This window comes from Glaciecola sp. MF2-115 (assembly GCF_047250385.1).
Classification (GTDB): Bacteria; Pseudomonadota; Gammaproteobacteria; order Enterobacterales; family Alteromonadaceae; genus Glaciecola.
Window position 1 is genome coordinate 97,480 of the sequence record NZ_JBLBVM010000053.1, and the last position, 19,180, is coordinate 116,659.

General features: G+C 41.6%; 12 protein-coding genes. 3 read left to right on the forward strand and 9 right to left on the reverse strand.

The genetic code is table 11. The annotated features are described in order from the left end of the window. Positions 1-1,266 (reverse strand): ATP-dependent RNA helicase SrmB, encoded by a 1,266-nt coding sequence (gene srmB / locus ACKLNX_RS11445; RefSeq protein WP_412972520.1) that lies wholly within the window; start codon positions 1,264-1,266, stop codon positions 1-3. A 201-nt stretch (positions 1,267-1,467) separates the two neighbouring features. Between srmB and ACKLNX_RS11450 the strand changes: the two genes are divergently transcribed. Beyond that, positions 1,468-2,379 carry an ExeA family protein gene (locus ACKLNX_RS11450; protein ID WP_412972457.1) on the forward strand — a complete coding sequence of 304 codons (912 nt, stop codon included), beginning with the start codon at positions 1,468-1,470 and terminating at the stop codon, positions 2,377-2,379. Next, the gene (locus tag ACKLNX_RS11455) at positions 2,372-3,514 is read left to right on the forward strand and encodes a general secretion pathway protein GspB (RefSeq protein WP_412972458.1); all 1,143 of its coding nucleotides are present in this window, start codon (positions 2,372-2,374) and stop codon (positions 3,512-3,514) included. Before ACKLNX_RS11450 ends, ACKLNX_RS11455 begins: the two co-directional genes overlap by 8 nt. A gap of 172 nt (positions 3,515-3,686) precedes the next feature. Here the strand turns inward: ACKLNX_RS11455 and leuD are convergent, their stop codons facing one another. From leuD to ACKLNX_RS11490, 7 genes are all read right to left on the reverse strand, one after another. Continuing rightward, entirely contained in the window at positions 3,687-4,286 is a 600-nt protein-coding gene (gene leuD / locus ACKLNX_RS11460) for a 3-isopropylmalate dehydratase small subunit (protein ID WP_412972459.1), read from the reverse strand. Between the two features lies 1 nt (position 4,287). Then, on the reverse strand, positions 4,288-5,688 hold the full coding sequence (gene leuC, locus ACKLNX_RS11465) for a 3-isopropylmalate dehydratase large subunit (protein ID WP_412972460.1): 1,401 nt from the start codon (positions 5,686-5,688) through the stop codon (positions 4,288-4,290). Positions 5,689-5,708: 20 nt separating this feature from the next. Beyond that, the gene (gene leuB, locus ACKLNX_RS11470; protein ID WP_412972461.1) at positions 5,709-6,797 is read right to left on the reverse strand and encodes a 3-isopropylmalate dehydrogenase; all 1,089 of its coding nucleotides are present in this window, start codon (positions 6,795-6,797) and stop codon (positions 5,709-5,711) included. A gap of 1 nt (position 6,798) precedes the next feature. Then, on the reverse strand, positions 6,799-8,376 hold the full coding sequence (gene leuA / locus ACKLNX_RS11475; protein ID WP_412972462.1) for a 2-isopropylmalate synthase: 1,578 nt from the start codon (positions 8,374-8,376) through the stop codon (positions 6,799-6,801). A gap of 355 nt (positions 8,377-8,731) precedes the next feature. After that, positions 8,732-10,939 (reverse strand): malate synthase G, encoded by a 2,208-nt coding sequence (locus ACKLNX_RS11480; protein WP_412972463.1) that lies wholly within the window; start codon positions 10,937-10,939, stop codon positions 8,732-8,734. A 106-nt stretch (positions 10,940-11,045) separates the two neighbouring features. After that, positions 11,046-11,999, reverse strand: a complete 954-nt coding sequence (locus tag ACKLNX_RS11485) for a LysR family transcriptional regulator (protein ID WP_411694989.1) — start codon at positions 11,997-11,999, stop codon at positions 11,046-11,048. Between the two features lie 299 nt (positions 12,000-12,298). Next, positions 12,299-13,900, reverse strand: coding sequence for an isocitrate lyase (locus tag ACKLNX_RS11490; RefSeq protein ID WP_411694988.1), 1,602 nt, complete (start codon positions 13,898-13,900; stop codon positions 12,299-12,301). Between the two features lie 677 nt (positions 13,901-14,577). On the opposite strand from ACKLNX_RS11490, the gene ACKLNX_RS11495 reads away from it, so the two are divergent. Next, the gene (locus ACKLNX_RS11495; protein ID WP_412972464.1) at positions 14,578-16,155 is read left to right on the forward strand and encodes an FAD-binding domain-containing protein; all 1,578 of its coding nucleotides are present in this window, start codon (positions 14,578-14,580) and stop codon (positions 16,153-16,155) included. Between the two features lie 124 nt (positions 16,156-16,279). On the opposite strand, the gene ACKLNX_RS11500 is transcribed toward ACKLNX_RS11495, so the two are convergent. Next, a complete protein-coding gene (locus ACKLNX_RS11500) occupies positions 16,280-19,180 on the reverse strand; it encodes a prolyl oligopeptidase family serine peptidase (protein ID WP_412972465.1) in 2,901 nt (966 codons plus the stop codon).

A 19,180-nucleotide genomic window follows, 5' to 3' on the forward strand; every position in this document is an offset into this window, starting at 1 on the left:
TTAAGACTCTTTCGATTTTGGTGAAGATGGTCTAGTTGTCTTTTTCTTAAACTTAGTCTTGGCTTTTAATTTGCTCTTTTTAGCTTTAGCAGACAACTTCACTTTTTTCTTCTTTACTACTTTAGGGGGCTTGCTTGTTGGGCGCAAACCTTCAATTACACGTGCCTTGAATGCTTCTTTAGTATAGCGTTCTACTTTGCCAACTTTTTCAAAATCGTGGGCTTCAATAATCGATATTGCCGTACCTTTTGCGCCAGCTCGTCCCGTGCGACCAATACGATGAACATATACATCAGCGCCTCTCGGCATATCGTAGTTTATAACGTGACTGATATCTTGAACGTCTATTCCTCGAGCTGCTACATCGGTAGCAATTAGAATTTTCACGTCACCGGATTTGAAACTTGCCAAAGCAGAGTTACGCTTGTCTTGCGGCATCTCACCTTGCAAATAGGTGACACTGAAGTCCTGACTAAATAAGTAGTCTTTGAGTTTGTGCAAACGTTCACGAGTTTTCACGAAAACAATGCAAGACTCGATGGTATTGCGCAAGTGATGAACTAAGATCGCATTTTTGTGCTCTAAATTATCAGCGAGGTGATACCACTGCAGGATCTTATTTTTCTCTTTTCGTGAAGGGTCAGCAGAAAGCGTGACTGGGTCTTTCAGTAACTCTTCAGCGAAATCGCGCACACCTTTGCCTTCAAGTGTCGCTGAAAACAACATGCTCTGCCTGCGCCATCTAGCTTCACCGGCAATTTGGTGAACGATCGAAGAAAACCCCATGTCGAGCATGCGGTCAGCTTCATCTAAGATAAGCGATTCTATATCACGACAATCGAAGCTTTCTTGTTCAATATGTTCAAACAAGCGACCTGGGGTTGCTACTAAAATATCGACACGACCAGACAGTGTCTCGCGGTCAGTACCATAGTTTATGCCACCTGTAATTACACCGCAGGTTAAATGAGTGTATTTCGTAATCGCAAGGGCTTGCTCAAACACTTGATTTGCTAGCTCTCTGGTGGGAACCAAAATGAGCACACGCGTTGAACTATCGTCCTTGCGCGGGTAATCAAGTAGAAACTGGCAGACAGGAAGTAAAAACGCTGCGGTTTTACCTGTGCCTGTTGGTGCGTCAGCAAGAATGTCTTTGCCTTCCATCGCATGTGGAATAACTAAAGACTGAATACTGGTAGGGCGTTCATAACCCATATCGGCAACGGCTCTACAGAGTTCGTCGTCTAAATCTAATTGTGCAAACATGAATAGCTTAGTTTCGTTTTTCGTTTCGCGCATTCTACCTTAAAATGGCGTTAACGAGTATGCTTGTTTTTCATAGGCAGGGTAATTTTTTGGGTTCTCAAAAATACAGCCTTTCAATATGCATTGTCAGCCCTTTGGCATTGACTTAAATAGCGATACTCGATAGTTTAAGCACATAATAATTATGACAGCGCAGATAACGTGTATTTAAGCTATTTTGGGTTAACGGACAACCCATTTTCAATTGCTCCTAACCCTGATTACTTATTCATGAGCCCGCGACATCGCGAAGCATTGGCTCATCTTACCTTTGGTTTGAAAGAATCAGGGGGCTTTGTGATGCTTACTGGCGAAGTGGGGACAGGAAAAACCACCGTTTCTCGTAAACTTTTGCAAGATTTATCTGACGACACGCAAACAGCAGTCATTCTAAATCCAACGCTTTCTGCTATCGAATTGCTCGCCACTGTTTGTGATGAACTTGGTGTGAAATACAAAGCAAATACAAATTCGCTAAAAGTCTTCACTGATAAAATTTTAAATAAATTAGCGGATAATCATGCGAACGGTATCAATACGGTTCTGATCATCGATGAAGCGCAGCACCTAATGCCAGAAGTGTTGGAACAACTGCGTTTACTGACTAATTTAGAAACAACACGAGAAAAGCTGTTAAAAGTAGTGTTAATTGGCCAACCTGAATTGCAGCAACTTTTGCGTCGCAATGAGTTAAGGCAATTAGCACAACGAGTGACGGCACGATATCATTTGCTTCCACTTACCAAAGCCGAGGTAGCACTATATGTTGCTCACCGTCTGCAGGTTGCCCACGGCAATCCAAATATATTTACAGGCACGTCATTAAGCAGTTTGTTTCAAATTAGCGGTGGTATTCCTCGCGTTATTAACCTCTTATGTGACCGAGCGATGACACTTGCTTATACCTTGCAAAAGCCTCGCATCACTCATCAACTAGTCGTTGCGGCTAGTTATCAAGTGCTTGGTGAAGACATTGTTCAGCAACGTCAGAAAGACTTATGGCAACGATTTTTTGTGGGTGGTTTCCTTACCTCCATAATTATCGGTTTAGTGCTTGGAGGCTTATATGCTTAAGACTCTGAAGGTTAATGAACTCGCCCCTGGGATGCTAGTGAGTAAGGTAGTCAGTCAGCATGGGCCGGTTAAGATTCGTAAGGTTGGTATGATCCGTGGCCCTGAAATGATCAAGGGTCTAACTGAAATGGGTGTGACTGAAGTTGAAGTCGATTTAAGTCAAAGTTTGGGTTTGCAGGATGATGACGACGAGCAGCTAGAACCCGCTTATCAAGCGCCGGAAGAGGCTACTAAACTTACACCTACTCAACAACTTCTGCAGAACGAACGACAAACTGCGAAGGCAAATAATGATGGTGGCCAACACTACAATCGTTCCTTATTTATGCCGTCAATGGATAGCTTGCCTTCAATGTGGACGCTATATGGAAAGAACAGTATTCTGATGTTTCTTTTAGTTGTTGGTGGCATATGTGTAGGTTGGAACATTGCTTCAATTCCTACTTGGTTGCAGCTTTCCAAGGATAAAGAATATGTGCAAGTAGATTATCAGCCTAGAAGCATTGCAGTTAATCGCAGTGCGGGTAGCGCTGAACTTGAGAGTGAGTCTTCAACTAGTGACCAGAACAATAACGCTACCATCGCGAAACAAGATGCTGAGCTTGATAATAAGCCTGAAGCCGCTGTTCCTGAAGCCACTCAGCCCGTCGCTAGTGAGCCAGAGGCCGAGCCGCTCATTTTAGGTTATCAGCCAGAAAGTGTGCAAAATCTTAAGAATACGCTTGCTGCCGGAAGTGCCCAAAGTAAAACCGAAGAGATAGTGAACGCCTCAAACAATAGTTCGACAGATCCTGCAGTATCGGCTGCTTTGTTAGAAAAAATTAATAAGGCCATAGCTAACTTAGACAATGATTCTGGTGAGGAGCAAAGCGATCCATTAGCAAATAACTATGATGATTTACCCAGAGTCGACCAGCTTTCAATTGCTATTCAAACACAAATCCCATCAATGACCTTTAGCGCCCACATGTATTCTTCGAACAGAGATGGACGATGGGTTAGGGTAAATGGTCGGCGTTTAGTTGAAGGTGATTACATTGCCGAGAATCTTCAACTGGTTAATATCGAGCCACAAAAAGTCATACTCTCTTTTAAAGATGAAGTGTTCACCATGAATGCCTTGTCAGACTGGTAGCGGTTCATTGGCTTATTGCGTGAGTAATTGAATTAAAGAATTTGCCAGTTAGTGAGCACTAGCTTAACTAAATATTTTAAGCCCAAAACACAAAGCGGCAAACACAGTAGTTGTTTGCGTTACCGCTTTTTTCAATCCTACCAAAAGTTTCTTGCCGACTTGGAAGTCGCTTCTACAACCAAGCCAATCTTTTTTCTTCAAACTCGCTAATACGCTTGTCGAACTCCAAAGTTTGGCCAACGGCGTCGAGGCCTTTAATCATGTTTTGCTTATGATGTTCCGCTACTTCAAATGTGAAACTCTTGTCACCTGCAGTCACGGTTTGCTTTGGCAGGTCTATATGGAAGACTGTATCTGGATTGGCGGCTACTTGCTTAAAAAGCTCATCCATTTTATCACTAGCTAATGCGATGGGTAGAAGTTGGTTGTTCACGCAGTTGCCATAAAAAATATCGGCAAAACTTGTCGCAATAATACACTCAAAACCAAAGTCAGCGAGTGCCCAAGGTGCATGTTCCCTACTTGAACCACAACCAAAGTTTTCACGGCATAAGAGCACTTTAGCACCTTGGTGCTCAGCTTTATTCAGTGCGAACTCTGGGTTTAAGTCCTGCTCATGCAAGTCCAAGTAACGCCAATCATGGAATAAGTGTTTACCGTATCCAGCGCGAGTTACTCCCGTTAAAAACTGTTTTGGAATAATCTGATCGGTGTCGATGTTTGCCTGATCCAAAGGGGCGGCTTTACCTGATAATGTTGTAAATCCTGTCATCTTATTCTCCAAACTGTCTTGAATCGGCAAAACTGCCCGTTAACGCAGCTGCAACCGCCATCTCAGGGCTGACCAAATGTGTTCTAGCCCCACGACCTTGTCTACCCTCAAAGTTGCGATTGCTGGTAGAGGCGCAGCGGTCACCGGCTTGCAATATGTCATCATTCATTCCTAAACACATTGAACAACCAGGTAGTCTCCATTCAAAGCCAGCTTCTTTGAAAATAAGATCTAGTTTCTCTGCTTCAGCTTGCTCTTTTACGGCAACCGAACCTGGCACGACAATGGCTGTTACATCACTTTTTACTTTGCCCGATGCGGCGATTTTGGCTGCAGCGCGCAGATCTTCAATTCGGCTGTTGGTGCAGGAGCCAATGAAAACGTGAGATATTTTAACTTGATCCCATGATTGGCCTGCTTCTAAGCCCATGTACTTGAGCGCCTTGATAGCGGATTCTTTTTCAATTGGGTCTGAAAAGTCATTCGGTGAGGGTATGGTTTGGTTCACGCCGATAACTTGCCCTGGGTTTGTTCCCCAAGTAATTTGTGGCTGAATATCTTTTGCTTGCAAGGTGACGACGCTATCAAAGCTTGCACCTGAGTCGCTGGTTAAAGAGAGCCAGTATTCAACTGCGTCATCCCAGTGTGCTTGAGAAGGAGCAAATTCTCTACCTTCCAAATAGTCGATAGTTTTCTCATCAGGAGCTATTAATCCTGCTTTTGCGCCAGCTTCGATGCTCATGTTGCAGATGGTCATGCGTTGTTCCATCGACAAATCACTGATGGCCTCACCACAGTATTCAATCACATAGCCAGTGGCACCTGCATGGCCAATTTCGCCAATAATCGCTAGGATAATATCTTTCGCGGTAACGCCCAAAGCTAGCTTGCCTACAACCTCAACTTTCATACTTTTTGCTTTGGATTGTTTTAGTGTTTGAGTCGCGAGGACATGTTCAACTTGTGATGTCCCAATGCCGAATGCTAAGGCGCCAAAAGCACCATGAGTTGCAGTGTGACTATCGCCACAAACCACTGTCATTCCGGGATGAATTAATCCAAGTTGCGGACCAATAACATGCACAATTCCCTGATTTTTATGGCCAACAGGGTAGAGCTGTATATCGTGTTGTTCGCAATTGACTGCCAATGTTTGCAATTGTAATTTGTTAAGTGGTCCACAAGCATCGAGTGCTAGAGAGCGAGTCGAAATGCTGTGATCCATCGTGCCAAATGTAAGATCGGGGCGACGCACTTTTCGATTTTTTTCATTCAGACCAGCAAAAGCCTGAGGTGAGGTCACTTCGTGGATTAAATGACGGTCAATATACAATAAAGTATCTTCGCCTAATTGTTCGACGATATGTGCATTCCACACTTTGTCATAAAGGGTTTGAGCCATGATTATTCCTTCCCTTTAAGTTAAGAGATTTGTTGTAAAATATAAGTGCCAACGTCGGCAGTTGAGCTTGCGTTATCGCGCTTTTCTTTTGGCAATAACTCTGCTGTTAACACACCATTTTCTAAGGTTTTGACAACGGCAGCGTCAATAGCATCTGCAGCTTCAAGTTCGCCCAAGCTATATCGAAGCATCATCGAAGCCGACAAGATTTGTGCAATTGGGTTAGCAATGCCTTTACCAGCAATATCTGGGGCTGAGCCGCCAGCAGGTTCGAACATTCCGAAGCTTTCACCATTTATGCTCGCAGATGGAAGCAGGCCCATCGAGCCCGTTAGCATCGCGCATTCGTCACTAATAATGTCGCCAAATAAGTTTGAACAAAGCATTACATCGAACTGCGCTGGGTTGCAAAGAAGTTGCATCGTAGCGTTATCAATGTAGATATGCTCAAGTGTTACTTCGGGATAGTCTTCAGCAACTTCTTCAACTACTTCACGCCAAAGGCGGCTACATACAAGCACATTCGCTTTATCGACAGAAGTCACTTTCTTATTGCGTTTCATTGCAGCTTCAAATGCACTGATCGCTATGCGTCGGATTTCACGCTTTGAATAGCGCATTGTGTCGAAGGCGTATTGTTCTTCACCTTCGCCTTCGATACCTTTCGGTTGCCCGAAGTAAATGCCTGAAGTCAGTTCACGAATAACAAGTACATCTACGCCTGAATTAGCAATATCATTGCGTAGTGGTGATAAATGAGCGAGTCCCGGATAAATTTTGGCGGGTCTCAAATTACTAAATAAATCAAAATGGCTTCGTAAGGTAAGTAAAGCGGCGCGCTCTGGACGTTGCTCTAAGGGCAGGCTATCCCATTTGGGACCGCCGATGGATCCAAACAAAATTGCATCGGCTTGTTCGCATCCCTCCAGTGTTGATTTGGGCAGGGCTTCACCATGATGATCAATTGCAAAACCACCCACAGGGTACGTTGTGCGTTCAAGGGTAATATCAAATTTATTACAGACCGCGTCTAAAACGCGATTCGCTTGCTCCATCACTTCAGGACCAATACCATCCCCGGGTAAAACTGCAATTTGGTATGTGGTCATTCTAAACTCCTGTGATTCTTTCGGATTGTTGTTTTTGTTCGTCAATTTGATCGGCAAGATGAGTGTTGTTAAGCACAAATATTAACGCTTTAACTCCAGACTCAACGATGTCAGTAGCAAGTCCGATACCGTTAAAACGTCTGCCATTATATTCGGCTACGACGCTCACTTGTGCTAGTGCATCGGCACCTTCGCCTTTCGAGTCCAATTTGAAATCGACAATGTCTATTTTGCGTCCGCCGATCACCTTCATAATAGCATTATAAGCGGCATCAACAGGACCATTGCCGGTGGATGATTCGGTAATACTTTCGTCGCCTACTATCAAACGAACTGTCGCACTTGGGATGATGTTTCGTCCCGAGTTTGCTTGTAAGTAATCCAGTTGATAGTGGGCATGATCATGTTTTTGTTGGTCAAAGAAAAGCAAGGCTTCTAAATCATAATCAAACACTTGTCCTTTCTTGTCAGCAAGTCTTAAAAATGCATCATAGATAGCATCCAAATCGTACTCGTCTGCTTGATAGCCTAGCTCTGCTAAACGATGCTTAATGACATGTCGACCCGAACGAGAGGTTAAATTAAGTTTGTTTTTATTAATACCGACACTTTCAGGTGTCATAATTTCGTAAGTATTTTGCCCCTTCAATACACCGTCTTGGTGAATACCGGAAGAGTGGCTAAATGCATTCGCTCCAACAATTGCCTTGTTAGCTTGAACCGGCATATTGCATAGATTACTGACTAGCTTCGAAGCTTTATGTATTTCTTGCGAATTGATGTTGGTAGATAAACCGAGCATGGCATAGCGCGTTTTCAGAATCATCGCGATTTCTTCAAGCGAGCAATTTCCCGCTCTCTCTCCAATGCCATTGATTGTGCATTCTATCTGACGTGCGCCTTGCTCAACGGCGGCTAATGAATTCGCAACAGCAAGGCCTAAATCATTGTGACAATGTACTGAAATAATAGCCTTGTCGATGTTTGGCACGCGCTTATACAGATTCTGAATAATACCGCCAAATTCAGTCGGTGTTGTGTAACCTACCGTATCGGGTATGTTTACTGTTGTTGCGCCTGCGTTAATTGCTGACTCAACCATCCTACATAAATAATCGATATGAGTTCGGCCAGCATCTTCGCAACTAAATTCAACGTCATTTGTATACTTGCGAGCATGCTTTATAGCTTTGACCGCCATTTCAACAACTTCATCTTGAGACTTACGCAGCTTCGTATCAACATGAATGTCAGAAGTTGCGATAAAAGTGTGTATACGAAAATGATCGGCAACGCTCAGTGCTTGACCACAAGCATCAATGTCTTTCTCCAGCGCTCTTGAAAGGCCACAGACAGTTGCATTCTTAATTTCTTTTGCGATTAGCTGCACCGATTTAAAGTCACCGGGCGATGACACTGGGAATCCGGCTTCAATAATATCGACACCTAGTTTTTCGAGCATCAATGCAATTTGCAGCTTATCTTTAACGTTCAGGCTAGCGGGAAGTGCTTGCTCACCATCGCGCAAAGTAGTATCAAAAATGATGACCTGCTGATTGCTTTGCTTAACTGTAGTCATGTTATTTGCCTTTTAATCATTTGACTGCTGTTTCTTAATGCGGTTTAAGCACCGTGTTTACTCGAATTTACTTTCTATTTAATTAAAGCCACAAACAAAAAACCCGTGCGTGGCACGGGTTTTTTTGTTTGTTTTTAATAAAACTTACCCGTGCAATGAATTAGCCATGAGTAATAGCAGCAGAATAGAAATCAAAGAAATTGGATTTTTTGATGATAAAATTTTCATATCTGCCCCTTTTTAGTGAATTTCATTTCGATATCTTCACTTTACTTCGCTAAACCACTTGGGTCAACAGTCCAGTTGCATAAAAACTACACTTTTTTCTAAGTTATTTTAAAAGCCTATTTATATGCTAGGCGTTTTTCAGTCTTGCCTTCATTTCACGTCGTCTCGCATGCAACAATGGTTCGGTATATCCCGATGGTTGTTGCTTGCCTAAAAAGATAAGATCCTGTGCTGCTTGAAATCCAATTGAATTCTCAAGATCAGGCATCATCGGTATATATTCCGGATCATTTTTGTTCTGGCTATCTACCAATACGGCCATTCGCTGCATTGACTCATTTACTTGCTCTTTAGTAACAATATTATGCTCCAGCCAGTTCGCGATATGCTGGCTACTAATTCGCAAAGTGGCACGATCCTCCATAAGGCCTACACCATTGATATCCGGCACCTTAGAGCAACCAATGCCCTGGTGAACCCAACGCACAACGTAGCCTAAAATCCCTTGAACATTATTATCAAGCTCCCGTGTGATTTCTTGTGAACTTAGTTGTGCGCCTTGAGCCAAGACAGGAATATCTAAAATGCTATCGATGTAAGCTAAATGTGAGTTTTGGTTTTTGCTTTGAATGCGTTTTTGACGTTCAAATACGTCAATTTGATGGTAATGCAGCGCGTGCAAAGTTGCAGCGGTAGGTGAGGGCACCCATGCTGTGTTTGCTCCAGATTCTGGGTGGCCTGTTTTCGTAGCCATCATGTTGGCCATCTGATCGGGGATCGGCCACATGCCTTTGCCAATCTGAGCCTTACCGGATAAGCCAAAGTTCAGTCCGGTCGCTACGTTTGCCAATTCATATGCATTGAGCCACGGGCGAGCTTTTAATTCGCCCTTAGGAGCAAAAACACCTTTTAGCATTGAGGTATGAATTTCATCACCAGTGCGGTCTAGAAACCCCGTGTTTATGAATGCAACACGCTCATTCGCAGCGTGAATGCAGGCTGCTAAATTTAGGCTCGTTCTACGCTCTTCATCCATGATGCCAACTTTGATCGTATTCTTGGGGAGATTTAGAATCTGCTCCACATCGCCAAATAGTCGGTTAGTAAAAGCAACTTCATCAGGACCATGCATTTTTGGTTTCACAATGTAGATACTATTTTCTTTTGCGTTCTTGAATGGACTGTTATTCAGCAGATCATGCTTGGCTATTAGTGACGTAATCATTGCGTCCATAATGCCTTCGGGCACTTCTTCACCTTCAAACAAAATAGCGTTGTTTGTCATTAAGTGGCCAACATTTCGAATGAACATTAAGCTTCTGCCTGAAAGTGTAATGTTCTCGTTTTTAATTGACACGTATTTGCGATCGGGATTCATGCTTCGGGTAATAAGTTCTGCGCCCTTGCTCAACTGAACGCTTAAGTTGCCTTGCATTAAGCCCAACCAATTACGATAAACGACAGTTTTGTCTTCGGCATCAACGGCGGCAACGCTATCTTCACAATCCATGATGGTAGTGAGTGCCGATTCGATATAAATATCTTTTATCTTGGCGGAGTCTGTTTTGCCAATTGGATGAGAGCTATCAAACTGTATTTCAGCGTGCAAGCCATTGTGGCAAACCAAAATAGAAATCGGGTTTGTAATTGCACCTTGAAAGCCGATGAGTTGTGAAGGGTCTTCAAGGTTTGTTTCGCTGCCATCAGCAAGTGTGACTGTTAAGCCATTGCTATCTAATTGATAAGATTGGCTACCAAGATGACTTCCTTCGGCTAAGGGTAAAATGAGATCTAGGTATTCTCGTGCTTTTTCTATCACTTTAGCGCCACGAACAGGATTATATTTCCCTGAGGCTTCAGCACCGTCATCGTTTGAAATTACATCGGTGCCGTAGAGAGCATCGTACAAGCTACCCCAACGCGCATTAACAGCGTTCAGTGCATATCTAGCATTATTAATAGGAACAACTAATTGTGGTCCCGCCATCGTCGCAATTTCAGGATCAACATTTTTCGTTGCAATGGCTTGAGGCGTAGGGGCTTCTTTTAGGTAAGAGATAGTTTTTAAAAACGACTTGTATTCTTGCGCAGATGCGTCTGCTTCGTTCGTGTGAAAATCATCTATTTGTTGTTGTAATGACTCGCGTTCGTTTAGCAATGCCTTATTCAATGGCATTAAATTGGCAATCAACTGTTCAAAGCCTTGCCAAAAAGTGACAGACGAAGTGTCTGAATTAGGTAGCGCACTAGATTCTATGAATTCATGTAGCTCAGCTGCAACAGATAATCTGCCTTTTTCCACATACTTTTCTGTACTCGAGTTTAGTGATGACATTGGCATACTCCGTTGTTGTCTTTTGTACAGTTTAGGAAATATGAAGCCAGTTTCTTAGTTTATGTATAATATGTTTGCTATAGATTTCGTGAATGTTACCTGAGGTTTATGCTTGAGCCTCAGCATTCATCGTATTGGCGACATCTGTGATAAGCCTACGCAGCCAAATATGACCGGCATCATGGTGCAGCAATGCACTCCAAGCCATCTTTAATGCAATGGGGGGAATGTCGAAAGGAGGCTCGACAACCGTGATACTTGGGTCGTCTTTAAATATTTTAGCTGCTTTGCTAGGTAATGTTGCTATGAGGTTTTGTGTTTTAGCTAACTGTAAGGCAGCGTGGTAGTGCCTAGTGAATACTCGAATACTTCGTTGTTTGCCAATTTTAGTCAGTTCTGCGTCTACCCAGCCTAATTTCTGAACTTCGTTAGGATCAATTCCCACACCAACACCAAAGCCTGTTTTACTCACCCAAATATGTTGGCCTTTCAAGTATGCGGCTAGGTCGAAATTATCTTTCATCGGGTGATCGCTGCCTATCACACATGAAAAAGAATCATACCAAATGACCTTTTGATGGAATGAAAGCGGTAATTCTTCAAAGCGATTAATTGCCATATCGACCTTGCCTTGCTCAACATCATGAAAGGTAACGTCGCTTGGTGTGATTAGGTCTAGTGTAATGTTTGGTGCTAAAACTGCGAGTCTACCTATAAGCTCTAATAGTAGAGTTGATTCAGCATAGTCGCTGGTCATAATCCTAAAAGTGCGCACACTGGTTAGCGGGGTAAACTCAATTTCTGGTTGTATGGATGACTCTAATTTACTCAACACATCACGAATGACCGGTTGAAGTTCTAAGGCGCGTTTGGTGGGTGTCATACCATCGCTAGTTCTCACTAATAGTGGGTCTTTGAATAGGTCGCGTAGTCTTTTTAAACCATTACTCATTGCAGGCTGAGTAATGCTTAGTTGATTTGCAGCTTTCGTTACGCTGCCTTCTCTTAATAAAACGTCTAAGTATACTAATAGATTCAGATCGACTTTTGCGATATTCAAGTTGTTAGTTCCATTGTTTGTAGTGAAAATGAGGGTGAAAATTCAGGGATGCTATTAGTTTATAACACCCATTCATATCATTTATATAGATTTTAGGATGATTATATAAGCACAATCAATGAAAGATTGATAATACCTTGGTATCTCATGAGCGTTCCTCTTGATCCAAATCATAAGTTCTCAATTGCTCAAGACAAAAAAAACGCCCCGAAGGGCGCTGAACAAGAGTCGTTAAATGTAGGCACTAACCTGCAATAACATCACGCAGCACTATCACGCAGCACTATCACGCAACACCATCACGCAACCACGTCAAACTGATTCATTGTGTTATCTTCACCAGAAGCTTTTAGTGCTTGCTCGCCAGAGAAGTATTCTTTATGTGCATCACCTAAATCAGAACCTGCCATTGCTTGGTGCTTAACACAGGCTAAACCTTGGCGAAGCTCTTGACGTTGCACGCCCTTAACATAAGCCAACATACCTTCATCACCGAAATAGCCCTTGGCTAAATTGTCAGTTGAAAGCGCTGCAGTATGATAAGTCGGCAAAGTAATCAAGTGATGGAATATGCCAGCTTCACGTGCCGCATCCGCCTGGAATGTGCGTACTTTTTCATCAGCTTCTTGACCTAATTCAGTATCGTCATACTTCGACGACATAAGTGCAGCACGGTCATATGCACTAGTATCTTTGCCTGCCTCAGCCCAAGCATCAAACACTTGCTGGCGGAAGTTTAAGGTCCAGTTAAACGAAGGACTATTGTTATAAACTAGCTTGGCAGATGGTGTCACTTCACGAATCGCTCTTACCATGTCGCCAATTTGGCCAACGTGTGGTTTTTCGGTTTCAATCCACAGTAGATCTGCGCCATTTTGAAGTGATGTGATGCAATCAAGTACTACACGGTCAAAGCCAGTATTGTCTTTAAATTTGTATAATCCATTTGGTAAACGTACAGGTTTTACAAGCTCACCGTTTAATTTCATTACCGTGTCACCGTTACTGAGCTCGTCAACTGAAGTGACCGGTGTTGTTTCTAAAAAGGCATTGTATTGGGCTGCTAAGTCGCCTTCGCTGCTTGATACAGGTATTTTCTGCGTTAGACCAGCACCTAATGAATCGGTACGAGCAACGATTACACCGTCGTCTACGCCTAATTCTAAGAAAGCGTATCGAACAGCATTAATTTTCGCTAGGAAATCTTCATGTGGAACAGTTACTTTGCCATCTTGGTGACCACATTGTTTCGCGTCAGACACTTGGTTTTCGATTTGAATGCAGCATGCACCAGCTTCAATCATTTTTTTAGCAAGTAAATAAGTGGCTTCTTCGTTACCAAAGCCTGCGTCGATATCTGCAATAATAGGCACGACATGTGTTTCAAAGTTGTCAATTTGTGCTTGTATAGCCGTTGTATCCTGACCATTCGCTTTGGCTTGATCAAGTTCATCAAACAATTTGCCCAGCTCACGCGCATCAGCTTGGCGAAGGAAAGTATAGAGTTCTTCAATGAGTGAAGGCACGCTTGTTTTTTCGTGCATAGATTGATCTGGAAGAGGGCCAAACTCTGAACGAAGCGCTGCTACCATCCAGCCAGAAAGATATAAGTAACTCTTGTCTGTTGTTCCTTGATGTTTCTTAACAGCCAACATTTTCTGTTGACCGATGAAACCGTGCCAGCAACCGAGTGATTGTGTGTATTGGCTTGAATCAGCATCGTAATCAGCCATATCTTTGCGCATAATGCCTGCAGTATATTTTGCAATATCCAAACCTGTCTTGAATCGGTTTTGAGTTTTCATGCGAACCGCATATTCAGGGCTGATAGCATTCCAAGGAGTGCCTTGAGCTGCTTTTAGATTTGCTATTTTTTCTAAGTCTTGTTGATACTGTGACATTTTTGTTTCCTCTAGTTCCGTTTCTTAAATATCGCCGACCGCAAGTTGAAAGATAATTTGCTCTGCGCTCATCGGTGAAGACAACACTATCCTATGTTGCAAACATGAATAAAAAAACAGTATGGAAATGATTTCGGCTATTCATGGTGTGAATGTGGGTTTTTGAGGTGCGTTTTAAATGACTCTATATACTTTCCTAAGTTATTGATTAGTATGATTTTAGTTTTTGAGGGTTTAGCCAGCGAAGAGCTTCCTTTAAGTTGTTAAATGACTTAAATATAACGTTTATTAATTTGAGTGATGTTGGTCCTGTTGGTATTTGTGTTTGTTTGGGTAAATATTAATTAAGTTACGATTTGTCATTGACTAGCTCGGCCATTGACTCATTAGGTCATTCCGTTAAAGGGCAACTGTGACGGTCAATTCAGGCTTCTATTATGACCGTTAAGCCTTGGAAGCAAGGTTTTAATGAATATAGGTTTTACTAGTTAATCGAATCGAATAGTACTTGCTTCATTGAATGCCCTCCCGAGCAGGAGAGAACAAATCTTTTTAAAGCGGTTAAAAATATGTAGTTGCTAAATATAAAAACGAACTTTTTTGGCCAATAACACCTATTTAATCATTCAGGATTTAAATCAGGGTATCAATTCACAGCTATGAATAGCGTCGGGGAAATGAAAAAAGTTGCCATCTGGTGGGTCAAAAGAGATTTTCGGCTTAATGATAATGAGGCTTTATTTAATGCACTAGCGTCGAATGACATCGTTTTGCCGCTCTTTTTATTTGAACCATTATTAATGAACGGACCAGACTGGGGCGCTTTCCATACTAAAGCTATAAGTGGGGCTGCAGAGTCGCTTAGCAAAAACCTAAATCATTTCAACTCTAAACTACTAATTCTTAACTCATCTCCAATTGACGCTATCAAAGAGATAAATCACAAAATAAATACGATCGGCTTTGAAGTCAAAGAGGTTTATTCACATGAGGAAACGGGCCTCACACATACTTTTCAAAGGGATAAGGAGTTTAAAAGTTGGTGTCAAAGTAATGCGATTAAGTGGCATGAGTTTACATGCAATGGCGTAATAAGGGGGCCGATAAACCGAAATCATTGGGAAACCCGTTTTATAAACTACATGATGCGAGATCGAATAAAGTTCAGTAAAAATAAACTTATCGTAAGTTTTCCCGAAGCATTAAAAAACATCTTGTCGGGACATTTTCATGTTAGTGATTCAACTATCAACTCTTCGGTTTGCGCTTCTGAATATATGAATGTGAGTGAGCGGTCAGGAAATACAATACTAAGAGATTTCTTAGAAAATAGAGGCCAAAAATACCGAGGTGGAATTAGCAGTATGAATAGGGCAGTTGAAGCTTGCTCTAGGTTGTCAGCCCAAATTGCTTGGGGCTCTTTGTCGTTAAGAACTGTGTTGCAGGAATGTGATATTCGATTGCAAGAAATTGAGGCTGAAAGCGCTATGACGTCAAAGCAATGGAGGTCAAGTATAGGGAATTTCAGATCTCGACTTTTTTGGCACTCGCACTTTGTCCAGAAGCTTGAAAACCAAGTGGATATGGAGTTTTACTCGGTAAACAAAGCCTATAGGAGCGGGCTACCTTACATTCATTCTGAAATCGATCCTCAAGAGCACAAGAAACGGCTAGAAGCTTGGGTTTATGGGGAGACAGGATTTCCTGCTATAGATGCAGCCATGCGTTATTATCAAAAGTTTGGTTGGCTAAATTTTCGCTCTCGAGCAATGATAACTAGTTTTGCATGCAATGCACTTCGATTACCTTGGCAAACAGTTTTATATGAACTTTCAAAACTGATGATTGACTACGTGCCTGGAATACATGTATCTCAAGTACAAATGCAGGCTGGCGTAACAGGTATAAACACGATTAGGGTCTATTCACCTCAAAAGCAACTGCAGGATCACGACCCAAAATGCAGTTTTGTCTACAAAATGATCCCTGAGTTGAGATCATTAAAACCAGTGGAGATATTTTCCCTTTCAAATGAGTTTTCTACTTCAAAATATACAAAACAGATAATAGACTTCAAGCATGAATCGCGGATCATGAAAGATGCACTATACAAAGTTTCTAAATCGTCGCACTGCATTGAGGAATCTAAGAAAGTCTTTATAAAACATGGTTCAAGGCGTCGTAGTTTTTCCTCGCGACGCAAAGCTACTCAGAAAGTTACCAAAGTAAATTCTTCCCAGTTAAACTTATTCTAATGTGAGCTCTTAACAAATTGTTTATTGCAGATTCTTATTTGCAAACCCTTTACTAAATGACTTAACAAATAGAACATTAGTGCGCTAAATCATTTAGTATTAAGAGCTCGTCAAAACTATCGGTTTATTTAAATGTATTCTGGTATTTCACTTTGCCAGTTACATCATAAATCGTGAGTTTGTATTCGTTGCCGTCAACATAATCATCTTCAACAAATCGGGAATACCAATCACCTTTGGCCGTGTCAACAGAGCCTCTAATTGAGTAATCAACTAATTTCCCGCTGGCATCGAATTTTTCCCAATGAAAGATTGCATATGTATATTCACCAAAACTAGCAAATCCAGGATGGTCAGGCGTAAATCTTACGCCAAAATAAAGCTTATTTTTACCAGCTTTGGCCGCGGCTTTAGAAAGACTTTTTTCAGTTGTCAGCACATATTCGCCAGACCGACTAAAACGATCACTTTCTTCAAATTCGTAGATGCCTTCTTCAAGCAATTCGAACTCATATTCGGCGTGGTGCAGACCAATTGCTTTAACAGCAAATTGAGTAAAACTTTCTCGCTCTTCAGGTGTGAATTTTCCTTTAAAAATAGCTTCACGCAGGGTTGAATAAAAACTATCTTTATCGGATTTAGTTTCAATGATTTCCCATTGAGTCCTAAATTCATCTTCGCACTTTTGTGCAGAGCGATACTCTTCGGATGCTGAACAGTAAAAAAAAGCGAGTTCGTGTTTGTTCACATTGAAATTTTCTTCATCATCTTCCAGAGATTTCAATCGGTACTTCAATGCCTTTTCGTCATTCCTTTTAATGTAGAAGTCGTCTGTATAAATAGATGCTAATCGTGAGAAAGCAGATTTATTGCCCATTTCTGCTGATTTCTCGTAAAGCTCTAGCGCTTTTTGCATGTCTTTTTCAACTTGATCGCCGCGCTGATAATAGGTCGCTAAATTGAATGTCGCTTCAGGACTTCCGTACATGCTCGACGTTTCATAAAAGTTAAATGCCTTTTTGTTGTCTATTGAAGTTAAGGAGCCAGAATCAAACACATCACCTAGCACTTTATAATCGTATGCTAAAGCTTGCTTACTGCTATCAGATAAAGTTGCCGGATTAGGAAGTGATAAGCCGAGTGTTTGCCTTAAAAAACTAACAATGTAAGCATATTCGTGTCTATCTCCATACCAATTGCTATGTCCATGTCCAGCAGTGTTGTAAAACAAAGAGTCGACCGGCTTTTTGAGCTTTTCCAGTACAAAACGCATTCTATTGGATTGCTCAAATCCAGCAATTTCATCATTTTTACCTGCAATAATGAGTGTTGGAGTATTTAAGGATTTTGCTAAATAAACGGGGGAAACCAGCTTCTTTTCATCGCTGTTTTCACCTACGACTTTTGCAACTTCTTTGGAGAAAGCTTCACCAGATCGGAAATTACTATAATTGAATAATAACGGAAGATCATAAATCCCATACGACGCAACGACACATTTGTATAGTTCCGGATGACGTAGTGCAAGTGAGACAGATGAATAGGCGCCATAACTACTGCCTATTGCACACACATTATCGAATTGATTCGTTTTTAGTACTTGAGCAACAGCTGCTGAAATATCGGCTTCTATTTGTTTTCCAAATTCCCCAACGCCTTTATTCTGAAATGCCTTCCCAAAGCCTTCTGAGCCCCGAAAGTTAACGCGTAAAATAGTAAACCCGCGGTTAGCTAAATACTGCACGTTTGGTTCGAAGAAATTATAATCTCGAACTCCGATTGGACCGCCATGAGGCATTACCAATAATGTGTTTAAGGAATAATCGCTTGGCAACGTTAAATAAGCTTCGATATTGATGCCATCATCAGCTTTTATGGTAAGCACTTGATGCTCTGGATAATGGAGTTCTGATAAATCAGGGTAGTTTGCGACCAATAATGCAAGTTTATCGCTCTTTGTTTCGTACAAATAGTATTTACCTGATTCATTTGGACCAGCAACATAAACGATTGTGCGGCCGGTTTCGATATTTCGATCGATGATCCTCGGAACACTTTCTGAGAACGTAACTTCAAAACGCTGAGATAATTCCGTAGAGCGCGCATTTAGCCAAATCTTTTTAGGTAATCCGTTCTTTACATATTCAACGGATTCTATCTCTCCCGTGTTTGTTAGCGTGGCATCGGTCAAGTCGTATTCTTGGTGCTGATATAGTAATGACCCTAGTGTTTGTGTCTTAATATCAAAACTGTGTAAGGCAATTTTGTCTGATGTTTTATTAGTTAGCACTGCTAAATGTGTGTCATCAATAAAGCCGACTGCAGTAAAATCAAATTTGCCATTATCAAATGACAGGGCGGTTTTCCATTTTTTAGCGCCTAAACTTTTAAACTTAATTAGAATTGTTTCTTCATCTTCGTCGTAAAATACCGCTAGCAGTCGATTGGTGGCATTATCAAAATCGTAAAACATCAATCCATCGTCGGCCTCTTCAATAAATTCAGCATTTTCAAAGTTGTCGGAAAAGAGTTGATCTAGGGTTATTTTATATAGCTCTTGTTCGAATTGGCGGCTGTTAGGATCATACTTTGAGAACATGATTGTATCGGGAATGTTTTCCAGTACGTCTACAATATAGCCATTCTTGAGTTGTTTGGTTTTACCATCGATTCGAGTGATGCCATCTTTGCTTATTTTCTCAATGGTCAACAAGTAGCTAGTTAGCTTACCGTTTAAAAAGATACTAATTTTCAGAACATCATCCGAAACCCACTGATAGCTTTGAAGTGGCATGTCTGCGGACAGTTTCAAAATTTGGTAGACGATATTGCCACCCAAATCTGCTAACTCTATGTAGGTTTCATTATTAGTGCGGCGAATGTAGGAAAAATATTGTCCATCTGGAGAGAGTTGACCACCAGCGTTAATCGCGTTGCTATATAGTTTTTCACTGCTTACAAATTCATGTTTAGCGGCAACAAAGGAGCTACTTAATATAAAGAAAAGTAAAAATAATGCTCTCAT

Bases quoted from the DNA above. Each gene is read 5' to 3' on its own strand.
- leuC (WP_412972460.1), bottom strand. From the start codon at position 5,688: ATGGCTCAAACCCTTTATGACAAAGTGTGGAATGCACATATCGTCGAA.
- srmB (WP_412972520.1), bottom strand. From the start codon at position 1,266: ATGTTTGCACAATTAGATTTAGACGACGAACTCTGTAGAGCCGTTGCC.
- ACKLNX_RS11455 (WP_412972458.1), top strand. From the start codon at position 2,372: ATGCTTAAGACTCTGAAGGTTAATGAACTCGCCCCTGGGATGCTAGTG.
- ACKLNX_RS11490 (WP_411694988.1), bottom strand. From the start codon at position 13,900: ATGTCACAGTATCAACAAGACTTAGAAAAAATAGCAAATCTAAAAGCA.
- ACKLNX_RS11500 (WP_412972465.1), bottom strand. From the start codon at position 19,180: ATGAGAGCATTATTTTTACTTTTCTTTATATTAAGTAGCTCCTTTGTT.
- leuA (WP_412972462.1), bottom strand. From the start codon at position 8,376: ATGACTACAGTTAAGCAAAGCAATCAGCAGGTCATCATTTTTGATACT.
- leuD (WP_412972459.1), bottom strand. From the start codon at position 4,286: ATGACAGGATTTACAACATTATCAGGTAAAGCCGCCCCTTTGGATCAG.
- leuB (WP_412972461.1), bottom strand. From the start codon at position 6,797: ATGACCACATACCAAATTGCAGTTTTACCCGGGGATGGTATTGGTCCT.
- ACKLNX_RS11495 (WP_412972464.1), top strand. From the start codon at position 14,578: ATGAAAAAAGTTGCCATCTGGTGGGTCAAAAGAGATTTTCGGCTTAAT.
- ACKLNX_RS11480 (WP_412972463.1), bottom strand. From the start codon at position 10,939: ATGTCATCACTAAACTCGAGTACAGAAAAGTATGTGGAAAAAGGCAGA.